The sequence below is a fragment of the Arthrobacter sp. E1SS-5 genome (assembly GCF_057073715.1).
Genome location: NZ_CP172703.1, coordinates 2268217 through 2289811 on the forward strand (window position 1 = coordinate 2268217; position 21595 = coordinate 2289811).

A 21595-nucleotide genomic window follows, 5' to 3' on the forward strand; every position below is an offset into this window, starting at 1 on the left:
CCACAGTCGGAGCAAGCTCCGGCGGCCAAGAGTCAGGGCCCCAAAATCCTGGAAAGGTAGCGGGCTACTGCCCTGACGGCGGCCATGGTGGTGGGATAGTCCATTCGGGTAGGACCGAGGATTCCCACTTTGGCTGCGCTGTCCGGACCATAGCCGGTGGCCACCACAGAGGCTTCGGCAAGGCCGTCATAGGGGTTCTCCCTTCCGATGCTGACAGCCACGCCCCGGTGGTCCTGGGCCATCTCGCTCAACAGCCGCAGCATCACCACCTGTTCCTCGAGCGCCTCCAGCACAGGGCCAATGCTCAGCGGAAAGTCCACATTGGACCTGGCGAGGTTGGCGGTGCCGGCCATGACCATGCGGTCTTCCCGGCTGCTCTGGGCCAACGCCTCCAGGCCGAGCGCCAGCGCGTGTGCCGCCTGGCGCTGCGGGTGGGGTGTCGCAGCCACGACGGCGGGAAGGGCCTGGGCGAGTTGGCTCAGCCGGGTTCCCCCGAGCGCGGCAAGAAACCGGGTGCGCAACTCGGCCAGCGCGTCGTCGCCGAGGTCCTGCCCGACGTCGATGACGCGCTGCTCCACCTTGCCGCTGTTGGCGATGAGGACCACGAGGACCTTCCGCGGTGCCAGCAGCACAAATTCGATGTGCCGGACAAGTGCCCTGCTCAGGTGCGGGTACTGGACCACAGCCACCTGGTTGGTCAGCTGCGACAGCAGCCGGACAGTGCGGTCCAGCACGTCGTCAAGGTCATCCGCGCCTTCCAGGAGGGTCTGGATGGCACGGCGTTCTGCCGCCGAAAGGGGCTTGACTGCCGAGATCTGGTCGACAAAGAGCCGGTAACCCTTGTCGGTGGGGATCCGGCCGGCGCTGGTATGGGGGGCGGTAATCAGCCCCTCGTCCTCAAGGGCGGCCATGTCATTGCGGATGGTGGCGCTGGAAACACCAAGATGATGCCGCTCCACCAGGGCCTTCGACCCAACCGGCTCGCGGGAGTGGACGTAATCCTCCACGATGGCCCGCAGTACTTCCAGTTTGCGTGGCTCGCTCACTCTCCACCTCCATCCATGGTCCGGGGCCGCTCGCCCCGCCCGGTGCCACCCAGGGGTTAGCACTCGACATGCCTAAGTGCTAACAGTCTATTATGCCTCGCCCCGTTGTTAGCATTGGTACCGCTCCGGGCGAAACTCCCGGGCTGAGGAGCTAGCGCTAGGCGGATCGATTCCATGGATTACCAGAACTGGGGCCCCCGGGGCATTTCCGCTCCCTCAAGGGCGGAGCTGCCCGAGGTCCCCGTGGAGCGCGGCATGGTGCTTGAGGACGTACAGTCCGGCTGGGTGGGCGCTGTCACCCGCGTGGAGAAATCCGGCGGAATGCACGTCGTGGCATTGGAGGACCGCCGCGGGAAGTCCCGGTCCTTCAAGCTTGGGTTCGGTTTCCTCCTTGAGGGCCAGCCCATCCGATTGATGCCGCCAGCGCCGAAGGCCGCTTCCGGTCTTCCCGCCGGCCGGACCGCCTCCGGTTCGGTGCGCGTTTCCGGCCAGCGCGCCCAGGTTGCCAAGGCAAGCCGGATCTGGGTGGAAGGCAAGCACGACGCCGAACTGGTGGAAAAGGTCTGGGGAGACGACCTGCGCGTGGAAGGCATCGTCGTCGAGCCCCTCCACGGCATCGACGACCTGGCCGCTGCCGTCGCAGACTTCAGGCCCGGCCCGGGCCGCCGCCTCGGCGTGCTGGTGGACCACCTGGTTCCCGATTCGAAGGAATCCCGGATCGCCGACTCCGTGATGGCCTCCCCGGGCGCGGCCGGAAACGTCCTGATCGTCGGCCACCCCTATGTGGACGTCTGGCAGGCAATCCGCCCTGCAGTCCTGGGCATCGAAAAATGGCCCGCCATCCCCCGTGGGCAAGACTGGAAGACCGGGATCCTCAAAGCTTTTGGCTGGCCCCACGCCACAAAGGAAGACATCGGCCTCGGATGGCAGAAGCTGCTGGGCGCCGTACGCACGTACGCGGACCTCGAAGCGTCGCTGCTGGGCCGGGTTGAGGAAGTCATCGATTTCCTTACCGTGCCCTGACGGGCAGGCAACGGCCACAAAGCCAGTATTCTTGGTAGTAGTCAGCACCAACTTGCACCTCAGAAGGACACAGACTGTGGCAGAAAACGCACGTGATCACAGGGACGGCCAGGGCCGTTCCGAGTACCATGGCGTACCCGCCAACGCCCTGCCGCTTACGGCCAGCGAAGACCGCCAATGGGCCACGCTGGCGCACTTCGGCGGAATCCTGGGGTGCATCCCCTCGCTGCTGATCTACCTGATCTTCCGCGACCGCGGGCCGTTTACCGCGCAGGAGTCCAAGGAAGCGTTGAACTTCAGCCTGCCGCCCACCATCGCCGCGGTGCTGGCCAACATCCTGGTCTTCATCCCCTACGTGGGTAACATTTTCGCCGTCATCGCCACACTGATCTGGGTGGCGCTCACGTGCTTCTCCGTGGCCGCCGGCATTCACGTCAACCGCGGCCAGCCGCACCGCTACCAGTACAACCTGCGCTGGATTAAGTAGCCTCAGGCGGCTGTGGAGCCCACACCGCCAGGGCGCGGGCGGGACTAGTCCGGGAGGATGCGGCGGACCACTGCGTCTGCCAGCAACCGGCCCTTGAGGGTCAGGACCAGGCGTCCCCGGAAAGCGGCAGCAGGCTCCACCAGGCCGCCCGCGATCAGCCCGGCCACCTCGTGCCGCCCGGCAGCGCTGAGCGCTGACACGTCGAGCCCTGACTGCAGGCGCGCCTCGAGCATGACTTTTTCCAGGTTCCTGGTTTCCGCGTCCAGGGTTTCCCTGCCGGCAGCCGGCGACAGCCCCTGCGACAGCCGGTTGGCGTAGGCGGATGGGTGCTTGACGTTCCACCAGCGGACCCCGCCCATGTGGGAGTGGGCGCCGGGCCCGATCCCCCACCAGTCGTCACCCCGCCAATAGGCGAGGTTGTGGCGGCACGCCTGCTCCGGAGTGCGCGCCCAGTTGCTGACCTCATACCAGCCAAGCCCGGCTTCGGTGATCAGCTTGTCGGCGAGCTCGTACTTGTCGGCGTGGTCGTCGTCGTCAATTCCCGGGACCTCGCCACGGCGCATCTGGGCCGCCAGCTTGGTGCCCTCCTCGACGATCAGCGCGTAGGCGCTGATGTGGTCGGGCTGGTAGGACAGGGCGGTCTCCAGGGAGTGGCGCCAGTCGGCAAGCGTCTCCCCCGGCGTGCCGTAGATCAGGTCAAGGCTGACAGCCAGGCCGGCTTCCCGGGCCCACTGAACCACCTGCGGAACCCGGCTGGGCGTGTGGGTGCGGTCCAGGACCTTGAGGACGTGCGGAACGGCGGACTGCATGCCGAAGGACACGCGCGTAAAACCGGCTTCCTTGAGGACGGCCAGGGACTCAGGGGTGACCGAGTCAGGGTTGGCTTCCGTGGTGACCTCGGCACCGTCCTCGATGCCCCACTGGTCGATGGCAGCGCGGAGGATCGCCGCAAGGTCATCTGCGGGCAGCAGCGTGGGCGTGCCGCCGCCGAAGAAGACCGTGCTGAGCTTCCGCTCCGGCAGGCCGGAACCGGCCAGCACCCTGGCCGCCAGCGCCACTTCCGACACCGCCGTTTGGGCATACGCGTCCTGGGATGCGCCGCCGCCGAGTTCCGTGGCGGTGTAGGTGTTGAAGTCGCAGTATCCGCAACGCACGGCGCAGAAGGGAATATGGACGTACAGGCCGAATGCCCGGCCCGCCGCACCATCCGCTGCCTGTGCAGGCAGCAGACCGTCCGACGGCGCCGGGTCGCCGAGGGGAAGGACGCTGGGCATCAGCGCGTCCCCCGCTGCGCGGTGGTCACTTCTTCTTTGCCTTGTCCTTCGATTCGTCCGTGGTGAGGGCGGCGATGAAGGCCTCCTGCGGCACTTCCACAGTGCCCACCATCTTCATGCGCTTTTTGCCTTCCTTCTGCTTTTCCAGCAGCTTGCGCTTACGCGAGATGTCACCGCCGTAGCATTTAGCCAGGACGTCCTTGCGGATGGCCCGGATGCTTTCACGGGCGATGATCCGGGAACCGATGGCCGCCTGGATGGGCACCTCGAACTGCTGCCGCGGGATGAGTTCACGGAGCTTGCCGGTCATCATCACGCCGTAGGCGTATGCCTTGTCCCGGTGGGTGATGGCACTAAAGGCGTCAACCTGCTCGCCCTGGAGCATGATGTCCACCTTGACCAGGTCGGCAACCTGCTCGCCGTCGGCTTTCCAGTCCAGCGAGCCGTAGCCCCGGGTCTTCGACTTGAGGATGTCGAAGAAGTCGAAGACGATTTCCGCCAACGGCAGGCGGTATCGGATTTCCACCCGGTCCTCGGAAAGGTAGTCCATGCCGTTCATGACGCCGCGGCGTGACTGGCACAGCTCCATGATGGCGCCCACAAACTCATTGGGGGCCAGGATGGTGGCGGAGACCATGGGTTCGCGTACCTCGGCGATCTTGCCGGTGGGGTACTCGCTGGGGTTGGTCACGCGGACCACCTTCTTGTCCTCCAGGGTCACCTCATATTCCACGTTTGGCGCGGTGGAGATGAGGTCCAGGTTGTATTCGCGCTCCAGGCGTTCGCGGGTGATCTCCAGGTGCAGGAGGCCCAGGAAGCCGACACGGAACCCGAATCCCAGTGCGGCGGAAGTCTCGGGTTCGTACACCAGCGCGGCGTCGTTGAGCATGAGCTTTTCGAGGGCGTCGCGGAGGACCGGGTAGTCGGCGCCGTCCAGCGGATAGAGGCCGGAGAACACCATGGGCTTGGCATCGGCGTAGCCGGGCAGCGACTCGGCGGCCGGCTTGGCCAGGTTGGTGACCGTATCGCCAACCTTGGACTGCCGCACGTCCTTCACACCGGTGATCAGGTAGCCCACTTCACCGACGCCCAGCCCCTTGGAGGGTGTGGGTTCGGGTGAGCTGACGCCGATTTCCAGGAGCTCGTGCGAGGCCCTGGTTGACATCATTTGGATGCGTTCCCGGGGGTGGAGCATGCCGTCCACGACACGCACATAGGTCACCACGCCGCGGTAGGTGTCGTAGACAGAGTCGAAGATCATGGCGCGGGCCGGAGCATCCGGGTCACCCTCCGGCGCGGGCAGGTCCCTGACAATCTTGTCCAGGAGGGCTTCCACGCCGACGCCGGTCTTCCCGGACACGCGCAGGACGTCCTCGGGATCGCCGCCGATCAGGTTGGCCAGCTCGGCTGCGTACTTTTCGGGCTGCGCCGCCGGCAGGTCGATCTTGTTCAGCACCGGAATGATGGTGAGGTTGTTTTCCATGGCCAGGTACAGGTTGGCGAGCGTCTGGGCCTCGATGCCCTGGGCCGCGTCCACCAGCAGGATTGCGCCTTCGCATGCGGCCAGGGACCTGGACACCTCGTAGGTGAAGTCAACGTGGCCCGGGGTGTCGATCATGTTCAGGGCATAACTCACGCCGTCCACCTCCCACGGCATGCGGACAGCCTGGGACTTGATGGTGATGCCGCGTTCACGCTCGATGTCCATGCGGTCCAGGTACTGGGCCTTCATGTCGCGCGCCTGGACCACCCCGGTGGACTGCAGCATCCGGTCAGCAAGGGTGGACTTGCCGTGGTCAATATGCGCGATGATGCAAAAGTTCCGAATGATTGCCGGATCTGTCGCGGCGGGCACCGGTGCGGTGCGGGCCATGGGAGACACGCAGGGTCCTTACTGTTGGCTTTTCTGCAGCCATCCGGCAGGCACGCGAAAGGCGCCTGCGGTCCAGCCGCACATCTTGAACATCCAGTGTCCCACGTCCGGGACTCCGCCACCGCATCCTGACCGGCACCTACAGGGGCGTTTCGGCGGCGCAACGCCGACGATAGGCTGTCCGGATGGCCATTGATCTCCGCTCACTGGGAAACGCCGTCCGGCGCGGGCTGCGCCTGCTGCAGAACCGACCATCCACCCCAAGGGCCCCGGGCCGCCTGCCCGACAGGCCCCCGCGCGGCCGGCGGCCCGCAGCCGGCAGCGGCGTCCCAGAGGCTGGGCCCTACCCTGGGGACTTCCGCGGCCGCTCCGACATCCACTATGCCCCGAAGCCGGACGGCGACCCGGATCCCGGTGAGGTGGTGTGGGCGTGGGTCCCCTATGCAGAGGACCACGGCAAGGGGAAGGACCGGCCGGTCCTTCTGGTGGGGCGTAACGGCCCATACCTCCTGGGACTGATGCTGACCAGCAGGGACAGGGTGCCCGACGGTTCCACTTCATCCGGGTACGTGGACCTTGGTGCCGGCGGCTGGGACAGGCAGGGCAGGGCGAGCGAGGTGCGGCTGGACCGCATCCTTCAGATCCGGCCCGACGGCATCCGGCGGGAAGGCGCGGTACTGGACCGGGCGCGCTTCGATAAAGTGGCGGCCGGGCTCCGGAGGCGACACGGGTGGACGTGACCGGCGCAAATGGCCACTGCCGCCGCTGACCTGCTATTCTTTATTGCTGTGTGTCCGTGCAGGTCGACGGTCACTGATGGTTGGCCGCCATAGGTATCCCCACGCCGCTCAGTCAAGGCCAGCTTGAAAGCCCTCTAGACCATTTCCGCATTACAAAGAGAGTTCACACGTGGCGAATATCAAGTCCCAGAAGAAGCGCATCCTGACCAACGAAAAGGCCCGCCTGCGCAACAACGCAGTCAAGTCCGAGCTGAAGACGGCCATCCGCGCCGTCAACACCGCTGTTGAGTCCGCTGACAAGGAAGCTGCTACTACTGCGCTCGTTTCTGCCAGCCGTAAGCTGGACAAGGCTGTCAGCAAGGGTGTTCTGCACAAGAACAACGCAGCGAACCGCAAGTCGGCGATCTCCAAGAAGGTCAACGCACTCTAAGGTTTCCAGTTCCCACGAACTGATGGTGTGGCCGGTACCCTCGGGTGCCGGCCACACGGATTTAAGCGTTTTGTTCGGGGAGCCGCGGAAGCCCGCCATCGATCGTGACTTGAAACGCCTGTTTATTCTGCTGCAAACGCGGCAAGGCGGCAGGAGCTGAGGCGTCCAGGCGCTATCTGCCCTGGACGGACATGGCAATCACCGTCACGGCGTGCTCCACCGCGTAGACCGGATCCCGGGACAGGCCCTTGACCTGCGCGTCAGCCTCCGCCGTGGCCTGGATGGAGCGCACCAGGCCCTCCGGCGTCCAGCGCCGGACATCCCGTTGCGCCTGCTCCACCAGCCAGGGCTGCATACCCAGTTCCGCGGCAATCTGCGCTGACGATCCAGAGGCACCTGCCACCCGGGCCACCGTCCTCAGCTTGGCTGCGAGGGCTGCCACCAGGGGCACCGGGTCTGCACCGGTGGCGAGGGCGTGGCGCAGGGTGGACAGTGCCACCGGCGCGTTTCCTGCCATTGCCGCGTCGGCCACCTTGAAAGCGGTAGCTTCCACCCGTCCGCCATAATATTTGTCCACCGTGCCCGTGGTGACGGTGGTGCCCGCATCCGCGATCAGTTGGGCGCACGCGGCGGCAAGTTCCGACAGGTCTGCACCCACGGCATTCACCAGCGCCTGGACCGCATCCTGGTTGATGCGCCGGCCGGCCGCCTTGAACTCCGCGGCCACGAATTGGACCTTGTCGGCATCCTTTTTCAGCGGCTGGCAGTCCACGACGGGCCAGCCGTCCTTCCGGATGGCGTCGAGGAGCTTCTTGCCCCGCGCTCCCCCGGTATGCCGGAGCACCACGACGGCGTCCTCCTCCGGGTGCTGGAGGTAAGCGAGGGCATCAGCGAGGAAGGCATCGTTCATGCCCTCCACGGCTTCCACCTCGATGAGCTTGCTTTCGCCGAACAGGGAGGGACTCACCTGCATGGTGAGGGCGCCGGGCTCATAGCCGGCAGCGTTCATGCGGCTCAATTCAACGTCCGGTGCCGCCGCCCTGACCTGCGAACGGATCCTGTCCATCGCCCTGATGCCCAGGTACTCTTCCGGCCCGCTTACCAGCACGATTCGGGCCGGGGCTACATCCCGCCAGGAGGCCGTATTCGATGCCGGGGAGCGGGTTGCTCGCTTTTGCGCAGCGGCCATCGAAGGTCCCTTCCGGAGGTTTTATTGCAGTATCCCAGCCTGCCATGTCTGCGCCCGCGCTCCAAGCCGCAGGCGCTGCGGAACCGTTGCAGCCGCAGTTCCACCCGCCCGATCAGCACCACAGTGGCAGCATGCAATTGCCGTGCCTTGCGGACGACCTGCACGGGCCGGGCCACCGCCCACACGGCGGCGATTGTCACCGCCGAGAGCAACGCCATGGAGAGCAGCCCGGGTACCCCCTCCGGCCAGGGAAGGGCGGAACCCGGCAATTGGGCGGCGCACCGGGCGACGCCACCTACGCCGGCGCTGAACATGCCTGCCACTGCTATCAGCCCCGTAGCCAGCCACGGCAGCAGAACCACCATGGGTACCGCAATGGTACCCAGCAGGGTCACGGGGGCAACCAAAGGCGAGGCCACCACGTTGGCCAGCAGCGAATAGGTTGCAAACTGGGGCTGCAGGAGGACGATCACGGGCCCACACAGCAACTGGGCCGACAACGGGACCGCAACCGCCGCGGCCAGCCACCGAGGCACTGCCGTCGGAATCCAGCCGACGATCCGCCGTCCCAGCAGGATGATGCCCAGCGTGGCCAGGACGGACAGCAGGAATCCGAAACTCGAGCCCAGCTCCGGGTCAGTCAGCAGGAGTCCAATTACAGCGAGGCACAGGAAGCTCAGTCCGCGCCCCGAGCGGCCGCCTGCAAGGGACGCGACACCAATGGCACCCATCAGCGCCGCGCGCATGACGCTCGCGTCAGGTCCCACCAGGACAACGAAGAGGGCCAGGCCGGCGAGGGCGGCTCCTGCAGCAGGAGCGCGGGGCAGCCGGAACCGACGGCACATCACCAGTAACGCGCCCAGGACAAGGCTGCAGTTTGCGCCGCTGACCGCTGTCAAGTGGGTCATGCCCACGGCCTTCATCGAGTTGCCCAGGCCCTCATCCAATGCACTGGTGTCACCGGTGACCATTCCCGGAAGAAGTCCGCGGGCGTCCGGTGGCAGGAATGCGGAGGCGGCAACGAAACGACCCCGCAGCTCCCTCGCTCCCGCCTCCAGCAAAGAACCCTTGTCCAACAGCGGGCTGCCTGAAGGGTTACCGGGACCCGTTGAGGCGTTGAGGTTCCCCGCTTCCTGCCCGCCGGGCTCTGGAGGCCGCAGCTTGCCGGTTGCCCGCAGGGTCTGCCCGGGAACAATGTTCCCCCAGCCCTGTCCGCCCATGATCACCAACCGGGCCCGTATCCGTACCAGAACGCCGCCCGTTGTCACTTCCCGGGTCAACACCGGCACGGACCAGCGTTCCCCCGTTCCTCCCCGGCCGCCGATGGCGCGCGGGTTTCCTGCCACTTCGACCACGGCGACGGCCGTCCTCCCTGCCGCAACCGCCTCTGCGAGTGGACCAGCGGACCGTTGGCTGGAGGCTGTCGCCGAGTGGGCTGCGCCGGCAGCAGCCAGCAGCAAGGAGACTCCCACTGCCGCCCGAAAGGTGCGTCCCCGGGACGCCCGGGCCGCGGGACCTGCCGCCGGCCCGGTGCGGCTGTGGGCACTCTGTTTCCGTCCATCCCTGGCTGCACGGGCCAGGAATGCACCGCCGATCGCCGCCAGGGCGCAGCAGAGGATGGCCAGCTCAGTGGGCGGCAGCCAAAGGCCCGCAAGCGATGCGGCCCACACCAGTGCTGCCGGCAGGGCAAGCCGGAGGTCAGTACGCTTCTGTAGCCCGTCAGGATGTGAGCCGGCTTCTTCCTGGGCCTTGCGGGTGTCAGCGATCCGTGCGCGCAGGCGGTCCAGGCCGGATGCCGGCGTTGTGTCCCGGGCGGCCGGCACTGCATCCACGCCCTGCACGGCCGACTCAATGAACCGGCTCCACGGGCTCGTCACTCCTGGACGCCGGGTTACCGACGTTTGCCTCCGCGGATTTTGCACCGCGGGACGGCCCGTTCCTTTCCCACCCCCGCGGTTCCGGACGGCCCCCACCTGCCGCCTGTCCGTATGTCTCCTGCCCGGATTGCCCGCCACGGCTACCCCTGGACCGTGACCAAGGGAAGCAAGGCCTCAAGCATCTTGGGGCCAACGCCGTCCACGGCGTCCAACTCTTCGACGCTCTGGAAAGGGCCATGTTCCTTCCGCCAGTCCACGATCCGCTGTGCCAGCACCGGGCCTACCTTTGGCAGCGTGTCCAGCTCAGCGGCGCCGGCGGTGTTCAGGTTGACCTTCCCGCCAGGGGCACCCTGCTGCCCGGTGCTGTTCGTCCCCGAGGAGCCGGCGCCGGAACCATCCGGCCCTGTGCCTCCCGAAGCTGCAGCGTCCGTCCCGGCGGGCAGGGGTTCCCCTTGCTGCGGGACGTAGATCTTCTGGCCGTCCTCCACCACCTGCGCAAGGTTGAGCCGGTTGGCATCGCCGTCCGCCAAAACACCACCTGCTGCAGCGACGGCATCATCTACCCGGCTGCCCTGCTGCAGACGGATGACACCAGGTTTGGCAACAGCCCCGGCGACATGAACCACCACCAATCCCGCAGCGCTGGGCTCACTCTGGCCTGAAGCAGGCTCGGGGGGCTGCCCCGCAGCGGCGGCATGCCCGGGTTCTTCTGTGTGTCCCCCGGAGCTGAAACCGCCCAGCGGCAAAGCCTCAGGGACTGCCGATCCTGCCTGGAACCAGAACCACGCGCCGGCGGCCGCGGCCAAAGCAGCCAACAGCACGGCGACGCGCAGGCCGACCCGCCACCGTAGTGAAGGTGCACGGCCGGATTCACTGTCAGCGCCATCCCCGCCGCCGGAGCCCCGGTACTCAAAACCGTTCTCACCCTGGCCATGTTCCATGAGTCCGGGACGGGCGTCGCCGAGGGTCGCCTGAAGCCTGGCCCGTGCGTGCCGCGCCTGCTGACCTGCTGTTCCAGCATTGCGGCGTGACATAGCTCCACCCTAGGAACCCAGTCGGTTGCCCGGCGAGGCACCCATGACCGTATGTGGAAACGTGGCGACGGCGAACGCGGCCCGCAGTCCAGTCCAAGTGGCGGACCCGACTGGCTCAGAAGTCGATCCCCTTGACCAGGGTGATGAATTGTTCCTTGATCTGCTCTTCGGTGGGGCCGGCGTGCGAGATGAGGACCTGTGCGGTGAAGATCGCCATATTCCCGCCCCGGGCCACCATGAGGGACAGGGATGTGACCGGTACATCGCTCGGAGGCCGGAGGGCTTTTGGTCCGCCCGGCTCTGACCGGATGACCAGGACTGCCCTGTCCCCAACCCCTTCAATATTCTGCCCATCCGGCGGCAGCGGCCCTGCGAGCAAGCCGGCGCCGCCCTCATGAACTTCGATGGAGAACATGAGCGAGTCCGGCCCGGGCGTCCCCGGAGCGCCAAATTGATAGCGGCAGTTGCCTTCGCCCGGGAGAACCTGCGCCTGGGTTGTGGTGCCAAAAGCCTCTTTGAGCGCATCAACGCTCACCATGGCGCAAACGGGATTGTTCGTAGTGGTCTGTGGACCGACCGGTGGAGCGGATGGAAGGTCGAGATTCTTGCCGTTGCCCCACCCTGCCTCGACGACCGCCTGCGCGATCGCGCGCGCTGCAGCGTTGCCGTCCGGCACAGGGATCTCCGGCGACACCGGTGGCATGTCCACGATGCGCAGGTCCAGAGACTCGCTGCCCCTGACAGCCTTGAGCACCGAATTTGCTGACGCCCCTCCGGGCTCGCCCCGGAACCACCCCGACCACTGCATACACGCGAAATCACCGATGCCCTCAACCGTCGAGCAGTCAGGGGTCGTCTTCGCCTCGGCTATCTCGGCGGCTGATGCCGGTGAGATCAACGAGACGCTGAGCGCCCGGCTTTTGTTTGATTTGCTCAAGTAGCTGCAGACATACGCACGGCTTCCGGCCGGTTTCCCCTGCTGGCCCATCTGAACCAGATCAGGATCGACCTTCATTGCGATCTCCGGCGTGATCAGGTTACAGGCAGGGCTCCGCGAGCCGGACGAGGAAGGCTGCGGTGATGCGGACGGGGAGGACGGGGTGGGATTGGACGGTGAACCCCCTTGCGCGCAAGCCACAAGGAGTACCGCCAGCGCCACGGAAAGCAAAAGTGCAGGTTTCCGGTAAGCGCTCACTGCTTCCCTTTCTGACCCAAAAACTGCGCCACAAAAGCGGGATAATGTGCTGTAGCAGTCCGCGGCGAAACGGCCTACGAGGGGGTAAGTCCGTCAGAACCCGGGGGCGCAGGCGGGGAACTGTATCCGGAACCTGGTGGAGCCTGCCAGTACCCGGCTTGCGAGTATCTGTCGAACCGTTGCCCCAGCGGGTTCTCGCGCTGCGCGAGCAGCACGATCAGGGCAATCCATCCGAGCACCGGTAGAAGGGTGAGGAGCAGCAACCAGCCGCTGAGGTTGGCATCATGAAGGCGCCGGACCGCCACAGCGAGCGAAGGGACCACGGTGGCGAGAAACCAAATGCCCCCGAGGGCGCTGGAGCCCGTCACCTGCCCATTGACGACTGTCGGGCTGATCGAGTTCAGCACGGCGGAGGCCAGTCCGGAGGCGAGAAACCACCACCAATACTCGCTGCGGCTGGCTCGCCCGGTAAAAACGGCGTACTTCTGGAATACGCGCTTGACTGCCTCGACTGGAGGAGCGCCGTAGTAGGGGAACTCCAGCCCGGGGACGGCGTTCCGCGAAGCGTCTGGGGGCTGCTGCATGGTCATCGAACTGTCCCTTCCGGTCTGCGCTGCCGCCCATGCTACGGAAACGGAGCCCCCAGCACCTGGGCCAGACGGCCCTACTCCAGCACCAGCCGGGGACAAGGCCTCCGTGAAGAAAGGAAACCAGTGTGCTGCGGGGCGGCAGGCCGGGGCCGCTCAGCCCTCACATTCCACGCAGTAGGCGTGACCGTCCTTTTCCCGCGCCTTTTGGGAGCGGTGGCGGACCAGAAAGCAGGACCAGCAGGTGAACTCGTCGTCTGCCTGCGGAATGACCTGGACGACGAGCTCTTCGGCGATGAACTCCCCGCCAGGGGTGAGCCCGTCCAGGGTGTCAGCCTCGTCGAGTTCCTGAACCACGGATTGCGCGTCCGGCGCTTTGGCGGACTTCAGTGCCTCCAGCGAGTTTTCCTGGGATTCCTTGACGTCTGTGCGGAGTTCATCGTAATCAGTTGCCACGAAGGTACATCTCTTTTCGCTTGATGGGTGTTACCGGTGCTCCAACGTACAGCCCAGCGAAAGAATTCCCTGCCTTGAACTGCTCCCTCACCTATGGTGGCCCGCGGGCCCGTCATTTCCCGGCCGCCCGTCGGCTTCCAGCCTGCCCACGATGACCGCGAGGACACCCAGCCCGGCGTGGGCGGCCAGGACCGCGGGCAGGGAGCTGATCTGCGCTGGGGGACAATCCGGCAGAGCCGCTTCCAGCCTGGCTGCCAGGCTTTCAGCCTCCTCCGGGTTGCCGAAATGATGGACGGCAAGGCACACGGACTCACCCGGACGGGGCGCCGCCTCGGCCACCACGATTTCCTCAAGGCGCGCCACGGCCCTGCCGGCAGAACGCACCTTTTCGAGCGGAACGATCCTGCCGCCGTGGACGGCCAGGATGGGTTTGATGGCAAGCATGGTTCCCAGAAGCGACGCTGCGGCTCCGATCCGCCCGCCGCGCCGCAATTGTTCCAGGCTGGGTACGTAGAAAAAGACCTTGGTGCGTTCCGCCTGGGAAGCCGCCGCCGCGGCCACCGCCGCCGGGTCCGCACCAGCGGCCGCGGCTTGGACGGCTGCTTGAACCGCCATCCCCTGCGCCATCCCGACGGTCCGCGTATCGACGACATCCACGGGGATTCCCACCCGGGCTGCAGCAAGCCGGGCGGAATCGGCGGTGCCCGAAAGCTCTCCCGAGATATGGACTGACACGACCGCTTCGAAGCCACGAAGCTCCGCAGCGCGGTAGGCCTGCTCAAATTGGCCCGGTGATGGCCGGGATGTTTTGACCGGTGTCCCCGCGGCCAACGCCACGGCGATGGTCTCCAGGATGTCGTCTTCACCCTCGCCGTAAATTTCCGCCCCCACCATCACCGGCATGGGCGTCACCGTCAGGATTCCATCGCGTGGAAGCCCGCGTGAATAGTCCGCTGGGAGGGCGGCAGCCGAATCGGTGACGACGGCGGTGCGCACCACAGCGCCTCCGCCACGTCCGGTGCCCGGCCGGGGCGCGGGACGGAGGCCGGAAAGCCGTGCACGAACCCATGGCCAGGCCGTGGAGTTACTGTCAGGCAAAGGGCCTCCTGGAGACGGTGACCGGCTCAGCCAGGACCGGCCGCCGGAAAACTCCCAGCGACCGGTCCATGCTGCGGATGCGGCTAGGCCGGGACGATGTTCACCAGCTTAGGGGCACGGACGATCACTGTCCGGATGCCCCGGCCATCGAGGGCACGCTGGACGTTCTCCGAGGCCAGGGCAAGCTCGCGCAGCTGGTCCTCGGAAACTCCCGGGGAAACCTCCAGCCGGTCACGAACCTTGCCCTGCACCTGGACGACAGCGGTGACGGTCTCCTGGACCAGGAGCGCTGGGTCATGCGCGGGCCAGCCGGCATTGGCAACGGAGGCGGGGTGGCCCAGCAGGTTCCACATGTCCTCGGCCGTGTACGGCGCGAAAAGGCTGAGGATCACGGCGACCGCCTCGGCGGCTTCGCGGACTGCGGGATCAGCTGCGCCTGCACCGGAGTCAATCGCCTTGCGGGTGGCATTGACCAGTTCCATCAGCTTCGCCACCACCACGTTGAACTTGTTGGCGTCCAGAAGTTCGGCGGCATCGGCGATGGTGCGGTGCGTGACCGAGCGCAGTGTGCGGTCGCCCGTGGCGAAATCCACTCCGGGCCCGCTGGTGACGTCCTGGGCCAGGCGCCACGCCCGGGCCAGGAACTTGGCGGAGCCTGACGGCGAAACGTCGGCCCAGTCCACGTCGTCTTCGGGCGGGGATGCGAAGACCATCGTCAGGCGCACAGCGTCCACGCCGTACTTGTCCAGCTGTTCGCCGAGGTCAACACCGTTGCCCAGCGACTTGCTCATGGCTTTGCCGCCGTTGAGCACCTGTCCCTGGTTGAGGAGGGCGCTGAAGGGTTCGTCCGCGTCGATCATGCCAAGGTCGTGGATGACCTTGGTGAAGAACCGCGCGTACAGCAAGTGGAGGATGGCGTGCTCCACGCCGCCCACGTACTGGCCTACGGGCATCCAGTCGTTGATCTTCTCCGGATCGAAGGGGCCCTCGGTGTAGTGCGGCGAGACGAACCGCAGGAAGTACCAGGAGGAGTCCACGAACGTGTCCATGGTGTCGGTGTCCCGCTTGGCGGGGCCATGGCAGGTGGGGCATTCCACGTTGACCCAGGACTCGGCGGCGGCCAGCGGCGACGTGCCCTTGGGCGCCAGGTCCTCACCGCGGAGGTCCGCGGGGAGGGTGACCGGCAGCTGTTCATCAGGCACCGGAACCTCACCGCAGGACGGGCAGTGGATGATGGGGATGGGCGTACCCCAGAAACGCTGGCGGCTCAGCAGCCAGTCGCGGAGCCGGAAGTTCACGAACTTCTCGCCCGTCCCCTGCTGCTCCAGCATGGCAATGGCGGCGGGGATGGCCTCGGCCTTGGGCAGGCCGTTGAGCTCGCCGGAGTTGACCAGGGTGCCCTCCCCCGCGGTGGCGGTTCCGGAGACTGCGGGGTCCTCTTCGCCGGTGTCCAGGACGGCGCGGACGGGCAGGTCGAACGCGCGTGCGAAGTCAAGGTCGCGCTGGTCGTGGGCAGGGACGGCCATGATGGCTCCCGTGCCGTAGTCCGCCAGGACGTAGTCCGCGGCCCAGACGGGCAGCTTCTCGCCGTTCAGCGGATTGATCGCGTAGCGGCCGGTGAAGACGCCCGTCTTTTCGCGCTCGGTGGACTGGCGTTCGATCTCCGAGAGGGCCTTGACCCGTTCGCGGTATTCGTCCAATGCGCCGGCGTGTTCTTCGGTGACGAGCTCGACGGCGAGCGGCGCATCGGCTGCCACTACGAAGAACGTTGCCCCGTACAGGGTGTCCGGGCGGGTGGTGAAGACCGTCACCTCCTTGGCGGGCTTGCCGCCGTCGGCCTCGATCACGAAGTTCACGTGCGCACCCTCGGAGCGCCCGATCCAGTTCTTCTGCATGGCCAGGACGCGCTCAGGCCAGTGGCCGCGCAGCTCTTCCATATCGTCCAGCAGGCGGTCGGCGTAATCGGTGATCTTGAAGTACCACTGGTTCAGCGACTTCTTGGTGACGGTGGTGCCGCAGCGCTCGCAGGCACCGTTAACAACCTGCTCGTTGGCCAGTACGGTCTGGTCCTTGGGGCACCAGTTCACCGGGGAGTTCTTGCGGTAAGCCAGGCCGCGCTCGTAGAAGCGCTTGAAGAGCCACTGGGTCCAGCGGTAGTACTCGGGATCGGAGGTGTGCAGGCGGCGCGACCAGTCGGCGGAGATGGCATACCGCTTGAAGGACGCCGCCTGGGTGTCGATGTTGGCGTAGGTCCACTCGCTGGGGTGGGCGTTGCGCTTGATGGCGGCGTTTTCCGCGGGCAGGCCGAAGGAATCCCAGCCGATGGGGTGCAGCACGTCGAAGCCCTGCTGGCGCAGGTAGCGGGCCACCACGTCGCCCATGGCGAACGCTTCGGCGTGGCCCATGTGCAGGTCACCCGACGGGTACGGGAACATGTCCAGCACGTAGCGGCGCTCGCGGGACCCGTCGTCCACCGGGGTGAAGACTTTGAGGTCTTCCCAAACCTGCGGCCACTTGGCCTCCATGGCGGTGAAACTGTAGGTGCCCTCTTCAGGCTCCGCCGATACTGTTGTTGCTGTTCCGGTCTCTGTCTCCGGCTGAACGCCCACTGCTGCCCTCTTCTGTTCTGTTACGGCATCTGTGCTGCCATAACGGCCTGATCCCCCTGCTGCCGGCCCGGCGCAAAGCCCCGGACACACAAAAGCCCCTCACGAAGGGAGGGGCTGCCGCTCAGCTATCCGATAATCGGAAGCCGGCGGCTACGTAAGCAGAAGGATCGCACGCATACCTTCACCTTACCGCCTGTCCACCACTACATGGAAACAGGCGCCGCGCGTTTGGGAGGCCGCGGAAAGGTTGAGGAAGGCGGCCCCTCGCCCGGGTGTGGTGGGCACCGCGATGGGCCCCCTGCTGCGAGGGCCCCACCGCGAGCTTGCGAGCGGAGGGAGCAGCAGGGGACGGGCGGGGCAGGGGCCGCCTTCCTCAACCTAAGTTGGATCTAGCGAACGTCCTCGTCGACCCAATCCATGGACTTGGTGACCGCCTTCTTCCAGAGCCGCATCTGGCGTTCCTGCTCGGCCTGGTCCATCTGCGGTTCCCAGCGCTTGTCCTCTGACCAGTTGGCGGAGCACTCGCCCAGGTCCTTCCAGAACCCGACGGCCAGGCCTGCCGCGTAGGCAGCGCCCAGGGCCGTGGTCTCGATGACCTTCGGGCGGATCACCGGGACGCCAAGGATGTCCGCCTGGAACTGCATCAGGGCGTCGTTGGCCACCATGCCGCCGTCGACCTTCAGTTCGCTCAGCGGCACGCCGGAGTCCGCGTTGACCGCATCCAGCACCTCGCGGGTCTGGAACGCGGTGGCTTCCAGGGCGGCGCGGGCGATGTGGTTCTTGTTGACGAACCGGGTGAGGCCGACGATCGCGCCGCGGGCGTCGGAGCGCCAGTACGGAGCGAACAGGCCGGAGAAGGCCGGGACGATGTAGACGCCGCCGTTGTCCTTGACCGACGCAGCGAGCGTTTCCACTTCAGGGGCGCTGCTGATCATGCCCAGGTTGTCGCGCAGCCACTGCACCAGGGAGCCGGTAACCGCGATGGACCCTTCGAGGGCATAATGCGGTTTTGCGTCGCCCAGCTTGTAACCCACGGTGGTGAGCAGCCCGTTCTTCGAATGGACGATTTCCTCGCCCGTGTTGAAGATCAGGAAGCAGCCCGTGCCATAGGTGTTCTTCGCTTCACCGGTATCGAAGGCGGCCTGGCCGAACGTCGCGGCCTGCTGGTCGCCCAGGATGCCCGCCACCGGCGTCTCGCGGAGCAGCTGTGAGCTGTGGACGGTGCCGTACACCTCGGAGGAGGACTTGATTTCCGGCATCATGCTGCGCGGTACGCCGAAGATGCCCAGGATCTCGTCGTCCCACTGCAGGGTTTCGAGGTCCATGAACAGGGTGCGGGAGGCGTTGGTGACGTCTGTGACGTGGACGCCGCCGTCAACACCGCCGGTCAGGTTCCAGAGGACCCATGCGTCGGTGTTGCCGAAGACCAGGTCCCCGGCCTCGGCCTTCTCCCTGGCGCCGTCAACGTTGTCCAGGATCCATTTGATCTTGGTGCCGGAGAAGTAGGTGGCCAGGGGCAGGCCCACTTTTTGTTTGAAGCGGTCTGCCCCTCCGTCCTTGGCGAGCTGGTCCACGATGTCCTGGGTGCGGGTGTCCTGCCACACGATGGCGTTGTACACGGGCTTGCCCGTTGTCTTGTCCCACACCACGGCGGTCTCCCGCTGGTTGGTGATGCCGACGGCGGCAATATCGTGCCGCGTCAGGTTCGCCTTCGAAAGGGCCGAGCCAATGACCTCACGGGTGTTGTTCCAGATTTCCGTGGCGTCATGTTCCACCCAGCCGGCCTGCGGGAAGATCTGCTCGTGTTCCATCTGTCCGCTGGAGACAATGGCGCCGCTGTGGTCGAAAATGATGGCGCGCGTGCTGGTGGTTCCCTGGTCGATGGCGATTACGTACTGGTTCATGATGACGTCCTTGTCTTTGTTGATTGGAATGGGTACGGGTCAGGCAGCTGCCGTGACGATGATGGGAACGATGCGGGCCACCAGGCCGCCGAGCGCGCCGCCGATCAGCGGTCCGACGACCGGGATCCAGGAGTACGCCCAGTCGCTGGAACCCTTGCCATGGATGGGAAGTACCGCGTGGGCGATGCGGGGGCCAAGGTCACGGGCAGGGTTGATGGCGTAGCCGGTGGGGCCGCCGAGGGAAACACCGATGCCGACCACCAGCAGGGCGACGGCGAGCGGGCCAAGGCCGGAGGGGGTGCCGCCAAAGGCGAGGATCACGAACACCAGCACGAAGGTGCCGATGATCTCGGTGATCAGGTTCCAGCTGCTGGTGCGGATGGCGGGCCCGGTGGAGAAGACGCCGAGCTTGCCGGCGGGCTCGGGCTCGTCATCAAAGTGCTGCTTGTACGCCAGCCAGCAGACCACCGCGCCGAGGAAGGCACCCACCATCTCGCCACCGAAGTAGGTGAGCGTGGAGGCGAAATCCACGGGGACGCCGGGAGCATATTCAGCCTTGCCATTGAGCAGCAGGCCGAGCGTAACGGCGGGGTTCAGGTGCGCGCCCGACTTCGCGGCGACGAAGACACCCGCGAAGACGGCGATTCCCCACCCCCAGGTGACCATCAGGAAACCGCCGTTGTTGCCCTTTGTCCCCCGCAAAGCCACGTTGGCAACGACGCCGCAACCCAACAGGGTCAGCATGCCCGTGCCAAAGACTTCGGAGAGGAAGACTATTCCTAGAGACATCTTTGACTCCTTCTTTGTTTAGTTGTCGGCCCTCCGCGGGTGAAGGACCGTTGGGCCGGGACGCTGGCACGCCCCGGCCGGCTGCCCGGCCTTAGGCGACCAGGCTGTGCATTTCCACGCGGTGGAAACGCTGCAGCACGTCCTGGGCGTGCTTGATCTCAGCGGCGCGGGTTGCAGCGTCCCACTTGAGCGGGACGGCCAGCACCTCCGCCACTTCGTTGAGAAGTTCTCCGGTGACCAGCCCCCGGAAGGCCAGGGAGGTTCGCCGGATGAAGACATCCACCAGGTGCCCCACCTGTTCGTTTGCCGCCATGAACTCCAGTTCACGGACGCTCAATTCGCGGGTGGAACGCAGTGGCTGGTCGGGTTCCGCGTCGAGGTACGCGATCACGGCTTCGGCCCGCGTTCCGTAGCGGGTCAGCAGCCCGGCCGTGCGGTCTGCGTCGCGGCCGGCGCCCATATGTGCCTTGATCCATTTCTGCACACCGGCGTCATCGGCCGGGAAGCCGGCGCCGCCGCCGATGGGGAGCTGCGCGGTCGACACCTTGCGCTGTATGCCGAGTTCGCCGAGGACCTCGTTGGTCAGGTGTTCGGCGAGGGCACGGAAGGTGGTCCACTTGCCACCCACCAGGCTTAGGACGACGGCGCCGCTTCCGTTGGTGCCGGAGGCGCGCCGTTCGATGCGGTAGTCGCGGGAGACGAAGCCGGGCTGGGTGGCGTCGTGGCTTGGCAGGGGGCGCACCCCGGAGAAGGTGTAGACGATGTCGTCGGGCGTCACGTCAATCGAGGGGAAGACGTGGCTGATGAGATCGAAGAAGTACTGGATCTCCTCATCCGTGCAGATGGCGTCCTCCGTCATGTCCGCATCGACGTCGGTGGTGCCCACCAGTACGCGGTCGCCCATGGGGTAGATCAGGACGATCCGGCCGTCGGTGTGCTCGAAGAAGATCTCGCGTCCGCGGCAGGCGGCAAGGAGGCCGGGATGGTCAAGTACGATGTGCGAGCCCTTGGTGCCGCCCATGAAGGACGATGCCGCGCCCATCGACTCGTTGGTGAGGTCCACCCATGCTCCGGTGGTATTGACGATGATGTCGGCTGTGAAGTCGAACTCTTCCCCGGTGAGCTCGTCGCGGAGTCGGACGGTGCTTCCCCGGCCGGTTCCGGGGTTGGGTGCCGATGACATGGACTGCAGCGAGAGGTAGTTGCTGGCGCGGGCTGTGTTCCCCTGGGCGGCAGCCTGGCCATTGGCGGCACGGCCGGCCTTTTCGCCGTCCTGCAGGACGTCGAGGGTCAGCCGCTCGGGGTTGTGGACGGAGGCATCGAAGTAGGTGGCCGTGTATTTGACGTCGGGCCGGAGGGCCGGCAGCTCCTGGAGTGCCGCTTTATGGGTGCGGAACTGGTGCCGGGGAACGGTCCCGCCGTCACGGGAAAACGAATCGTAGAGGCTGAGGCCGGCCTTGATGAGGAACGCGCCGCGTTCCTGGGGCTTGCCTTGCTGCTTGTGCGTCAGGAAGCGCAGCGGTGCGGACAGGATCCCGGAGAAGGTGCTGAAGATGGGGATTGTTGTCTGCAAAGGCTTGACGTAGTGCGGAGCAATTTTCAGCAGGCGGTTGCGTTCCACCACGGACTCCCGGACCAGGCGGAATTCACCATTTTCGAGATACCGGATGCCGCCGTGGATCATGTGCGAGGACGCGCCGCTTGCACCCTGGCAGTAGTCGCCGCGCTCCACCAGTGCGACATCCACGCCCTGCAGTGCCAGGTCACGGAAGGTGCCGACTCCGTTGATGCCACCTCCCACCACCAGTACCTTCGCGTGCGGACGGCGGCGCAGGCTGTGGACCGAGGGGCGTTCGGCTCCCGGAAGGGGCGCGCTGACAGTGGGTTGAACAGATGAATCCTTGGGTCCCAAAACTACTCCCTTGGGGCTTTGTGTGATGCGGACACCGCTGGGTGGCGCCGCCGTTCTGCTCTATTGTTTGGA

At 66.1% G+C, this 21595-nt stretch carries 18 protein-coding genes; 4 read left to right on the plus strand and 14 right to left on the minus strand.

All coding sequences use genetic code 11. The annotated features are described in order from the left end of the window. Window positions 1-32: 32 nt before the first annotated feature. Entirely contained in the window at window positions 33-1046 is a 1014-nt protein-coding gene (gene hrcA, locus ACIGJD_RS10495; protein WP_483686157.1) for a heat-inducible transcriptional repressor HrcA, read from the minus strand. Window positions 1047-1220: 174 nt separating this feature from the next. Here hrcA and ACIGJD_RS10500 point away from each other — a divergent pair, with 174 nt between their 5' ends. Together ACIGJD_RS10500 and ACIGJD_RS10505 are read left to right on the plus strand one after the other, a co-directional pair. Continuing rightward, window positions 1221-2069: a DUF3097 domain-containing protein gene (locus ACIGJD_RS10500; RefSeq protein WP_483686158.1), complete on the plus strand. Its 849-nt coding sequence runs from the start codon at window positions 1221-1223 to the stop codon at window positions 2067-2069. Window positions 2070-2145: 76 nt separating this feature from the next. Continuing rightward, complete coding sequence (locus ACIGJD_RS10505; RefSeq protein ID WP_056336732.1) at window positions 2146-2556, plus strand: DUF4870 domain-containing protein; 411 nt, start codon at window positions 2146-2148, stop codon at window positions 2554-2556. 44 nt (window positions 2557-2600) lie between these two features. On the opposite strand, the gene hemW is transcribed toward ACIGJD_RS10505, so the two are convergent. Then, window positions 2601-3830 (minus strand): radical SAM family heme chaperone HemW, encoded by a 1230-nt coding sequence (gene hemW, locus ACIGJD_RS10510; protein WP_483686159.1) that lies wholly within the window; start codon window positions 3828-3830, stop codon window positions 2601-2603. 25 nt (window positions 3831-3855) lie between these two features. After that, the gene (gene lepA, locus ACIGJD_RS10515; protein WP_483686160.1) at window positions 3856-5712 is read right to left on the minus strand and encodes a translation elongation factor 4; all 1857 of its coding nucleotides are present in this window, start codon (window positions 5710-5712) and stop codon (window positions 3856-3858) included. A gap of 176 nt (window positions 5713-5888) precedes the next feature. On the opposite strand from lepA, the gene ACIGJD_RS10520 reads away from it, so the two are divergent. Both ACIGJD_RS10520 and rpsT read left to right on the plus strand, forming a co-directional pair. After that, the gene (locus tag ACIGJD_RS10520; RefSeq protein WP_483686161.1) at window positions 5889-6443 is read left to right on the plus strand and encodes a type II toxin-antitoxin system PemK/MazF family toxin; all 555 of its coding nucleotides are present in this window, start codon (window positions 5889-5891) and stop codon (window positions 6441-6443) included. A 169-nt stretch (window positions 6444-6612) separates the two neighbouring features. Continuing rightward, window positions 6613-6873 (plus strand): 30S ribosomal protein S20, encoded by a 261-nt coding sequence (gene rpsT / locus ACIGJD_RS10525; RefSeq protein ID WP_018761400.1) that lies wholly within the window; start codon window positions 6613-6615, stop codon window positions 6871-6873. Window positions 6874-7045: 172 nt separating this feature from the next. Here the strand turns inward: rpsT and holA are convergent, their stop codons facing one another. From holA to ACIGJD_RS10580, 11 genes are all read right to left on the minus strand, one after another. After that, window positions 7046-8062 (minus strand): DNA polymerase III subunit delta, encoded by a 1017-nt coding sequence (gene holA, locus ACIGJD_RS10530; protein ID WP_483686162.1) that lies wholly within the window; start codon window positions 8060-8062, stop codon window positions 7046-7048. Further along, on the minus strand, window positions 7996-9939 hold the full coding sequence (locus ACIGJD_RS10535; protein ID WP_483686163.1) for a ComEC/Rec2 family competence protein: 1944 nt from the start codon (window positions 9937-9939) through the stop codon (window positions 7996-7998). The genes holA and ACIGJD_RS10535 overlap by 67 nt, the downstream gene beginning before the upstream one ends. 140 nt (window positions 9940-10079) lie before the next feature. Continuing rightward, window positions 10080-10973 carry a ComEA family DNA-binding protein gene (locus ACIGJD_RS10540; protein WP_483686164.1) on the minus strand — a complete coding sequence of 298 codons (894 nt, stop codon included), beginning with the start codon at window positions 10971-10973 and terminating at the stop codon, window positions 10080-10082. A gap of 115 nt (window positions 10974-11088) precedes the next feature. Beyond that, on the minus strand, window positions 11089-11988 hold the full coding sequence (locus tag ACIGJD_RS10545; protein WP_483686165.1) for a hypothetical protein: 900 nt from the start codon (window positions 11986-11988) through the stop codon (window positions 11089-11091). Window positions 11989-12242: 254 nt separating this feature from the next. Beyond that, a complete protein-coding gene (locus tag ACIGJD_RS10550; protein ID WP_483686166.1) occupies window positions 12243-12758 on the minus strand; it encodes a DUF805 domain-containing protein in 516 nt (171 codons plus the stop codon). Window positions 12759-12911: 153 nt separating this feature from the next. Beyond that, window positions 12912-13211, minus strand: coding sequence for a DUF4193 domain-containing protein (locus ACIGJD_RS10555; RefSeq protein ID WP_286397194.1), 300 nt, complete (start codon window positions 13209-13211; stop codon window positions 12912-12914). Between the two features lie 87 nt (window positions 13212-13298). After that, window positions 13299-14309 (minus strand): DegV family protein, encoded by a 1011-nt coding sequence (locus ACIGJD_RS10560; protein WP_483686167.1) that lies wholly within the window; start codon window positions 14307-14309, stop codon window positions 13299-13301. An 83-nt stretch (window positions 14310-14392) separates the two neighbouring features. After that, window positions 14393-16918 (minus strand): leucine--tRNA ligase, encoded by a 2526-nt coding sequence (gene leuS / locus ACIGJD_RS10565; RefSeq protein WP_483686168.1) that lies wholly within the window; start codon window positions 16916-16918, stop codon window positions 14393-14395. A gap of 389 nt (window positions 16919-17307) precedes the next feature. Beyond that, window positions 17308-18822: a glycerol kinase GlpK gene (glpK, locus tag ACIGJD_RS10570; RefSeq protein WP_286397201.1), complete on the minus strand. Its 1515-nt coding sequence runs from the start codon at window positions 18820-18822 to the stop codon at window positions 17308-17310. 39 nt (window positions 18823-18861) lie between these two features. Next, window positions 18862-19611: an MIP/aquaporin family protein gene (locus tag ACIGJD_RS10575; protein WP_483686169.1), complete on the minus strand. Its 750-nt coding sequence runs from the start codon at window positions 19609-19611 to the stop codon at window positions 18862-18864. A gap of 91 nt (window positions 19612-19702) precedes the next feature. After that, on the minus strand, window positions 19703-21523 hold the full coding sequence (locus tag ACIGJD_RS10580; protein WP_483686170.1) for a glycerol-3-phosphate dehydrogenase/oxidase: 1821 nt from the start codon (window positions 21521-21523) through the stop codon (window positions 19703-19705). Between the last annotated feature and the right edge of the window lie 72 nt (window positions 21524-21595).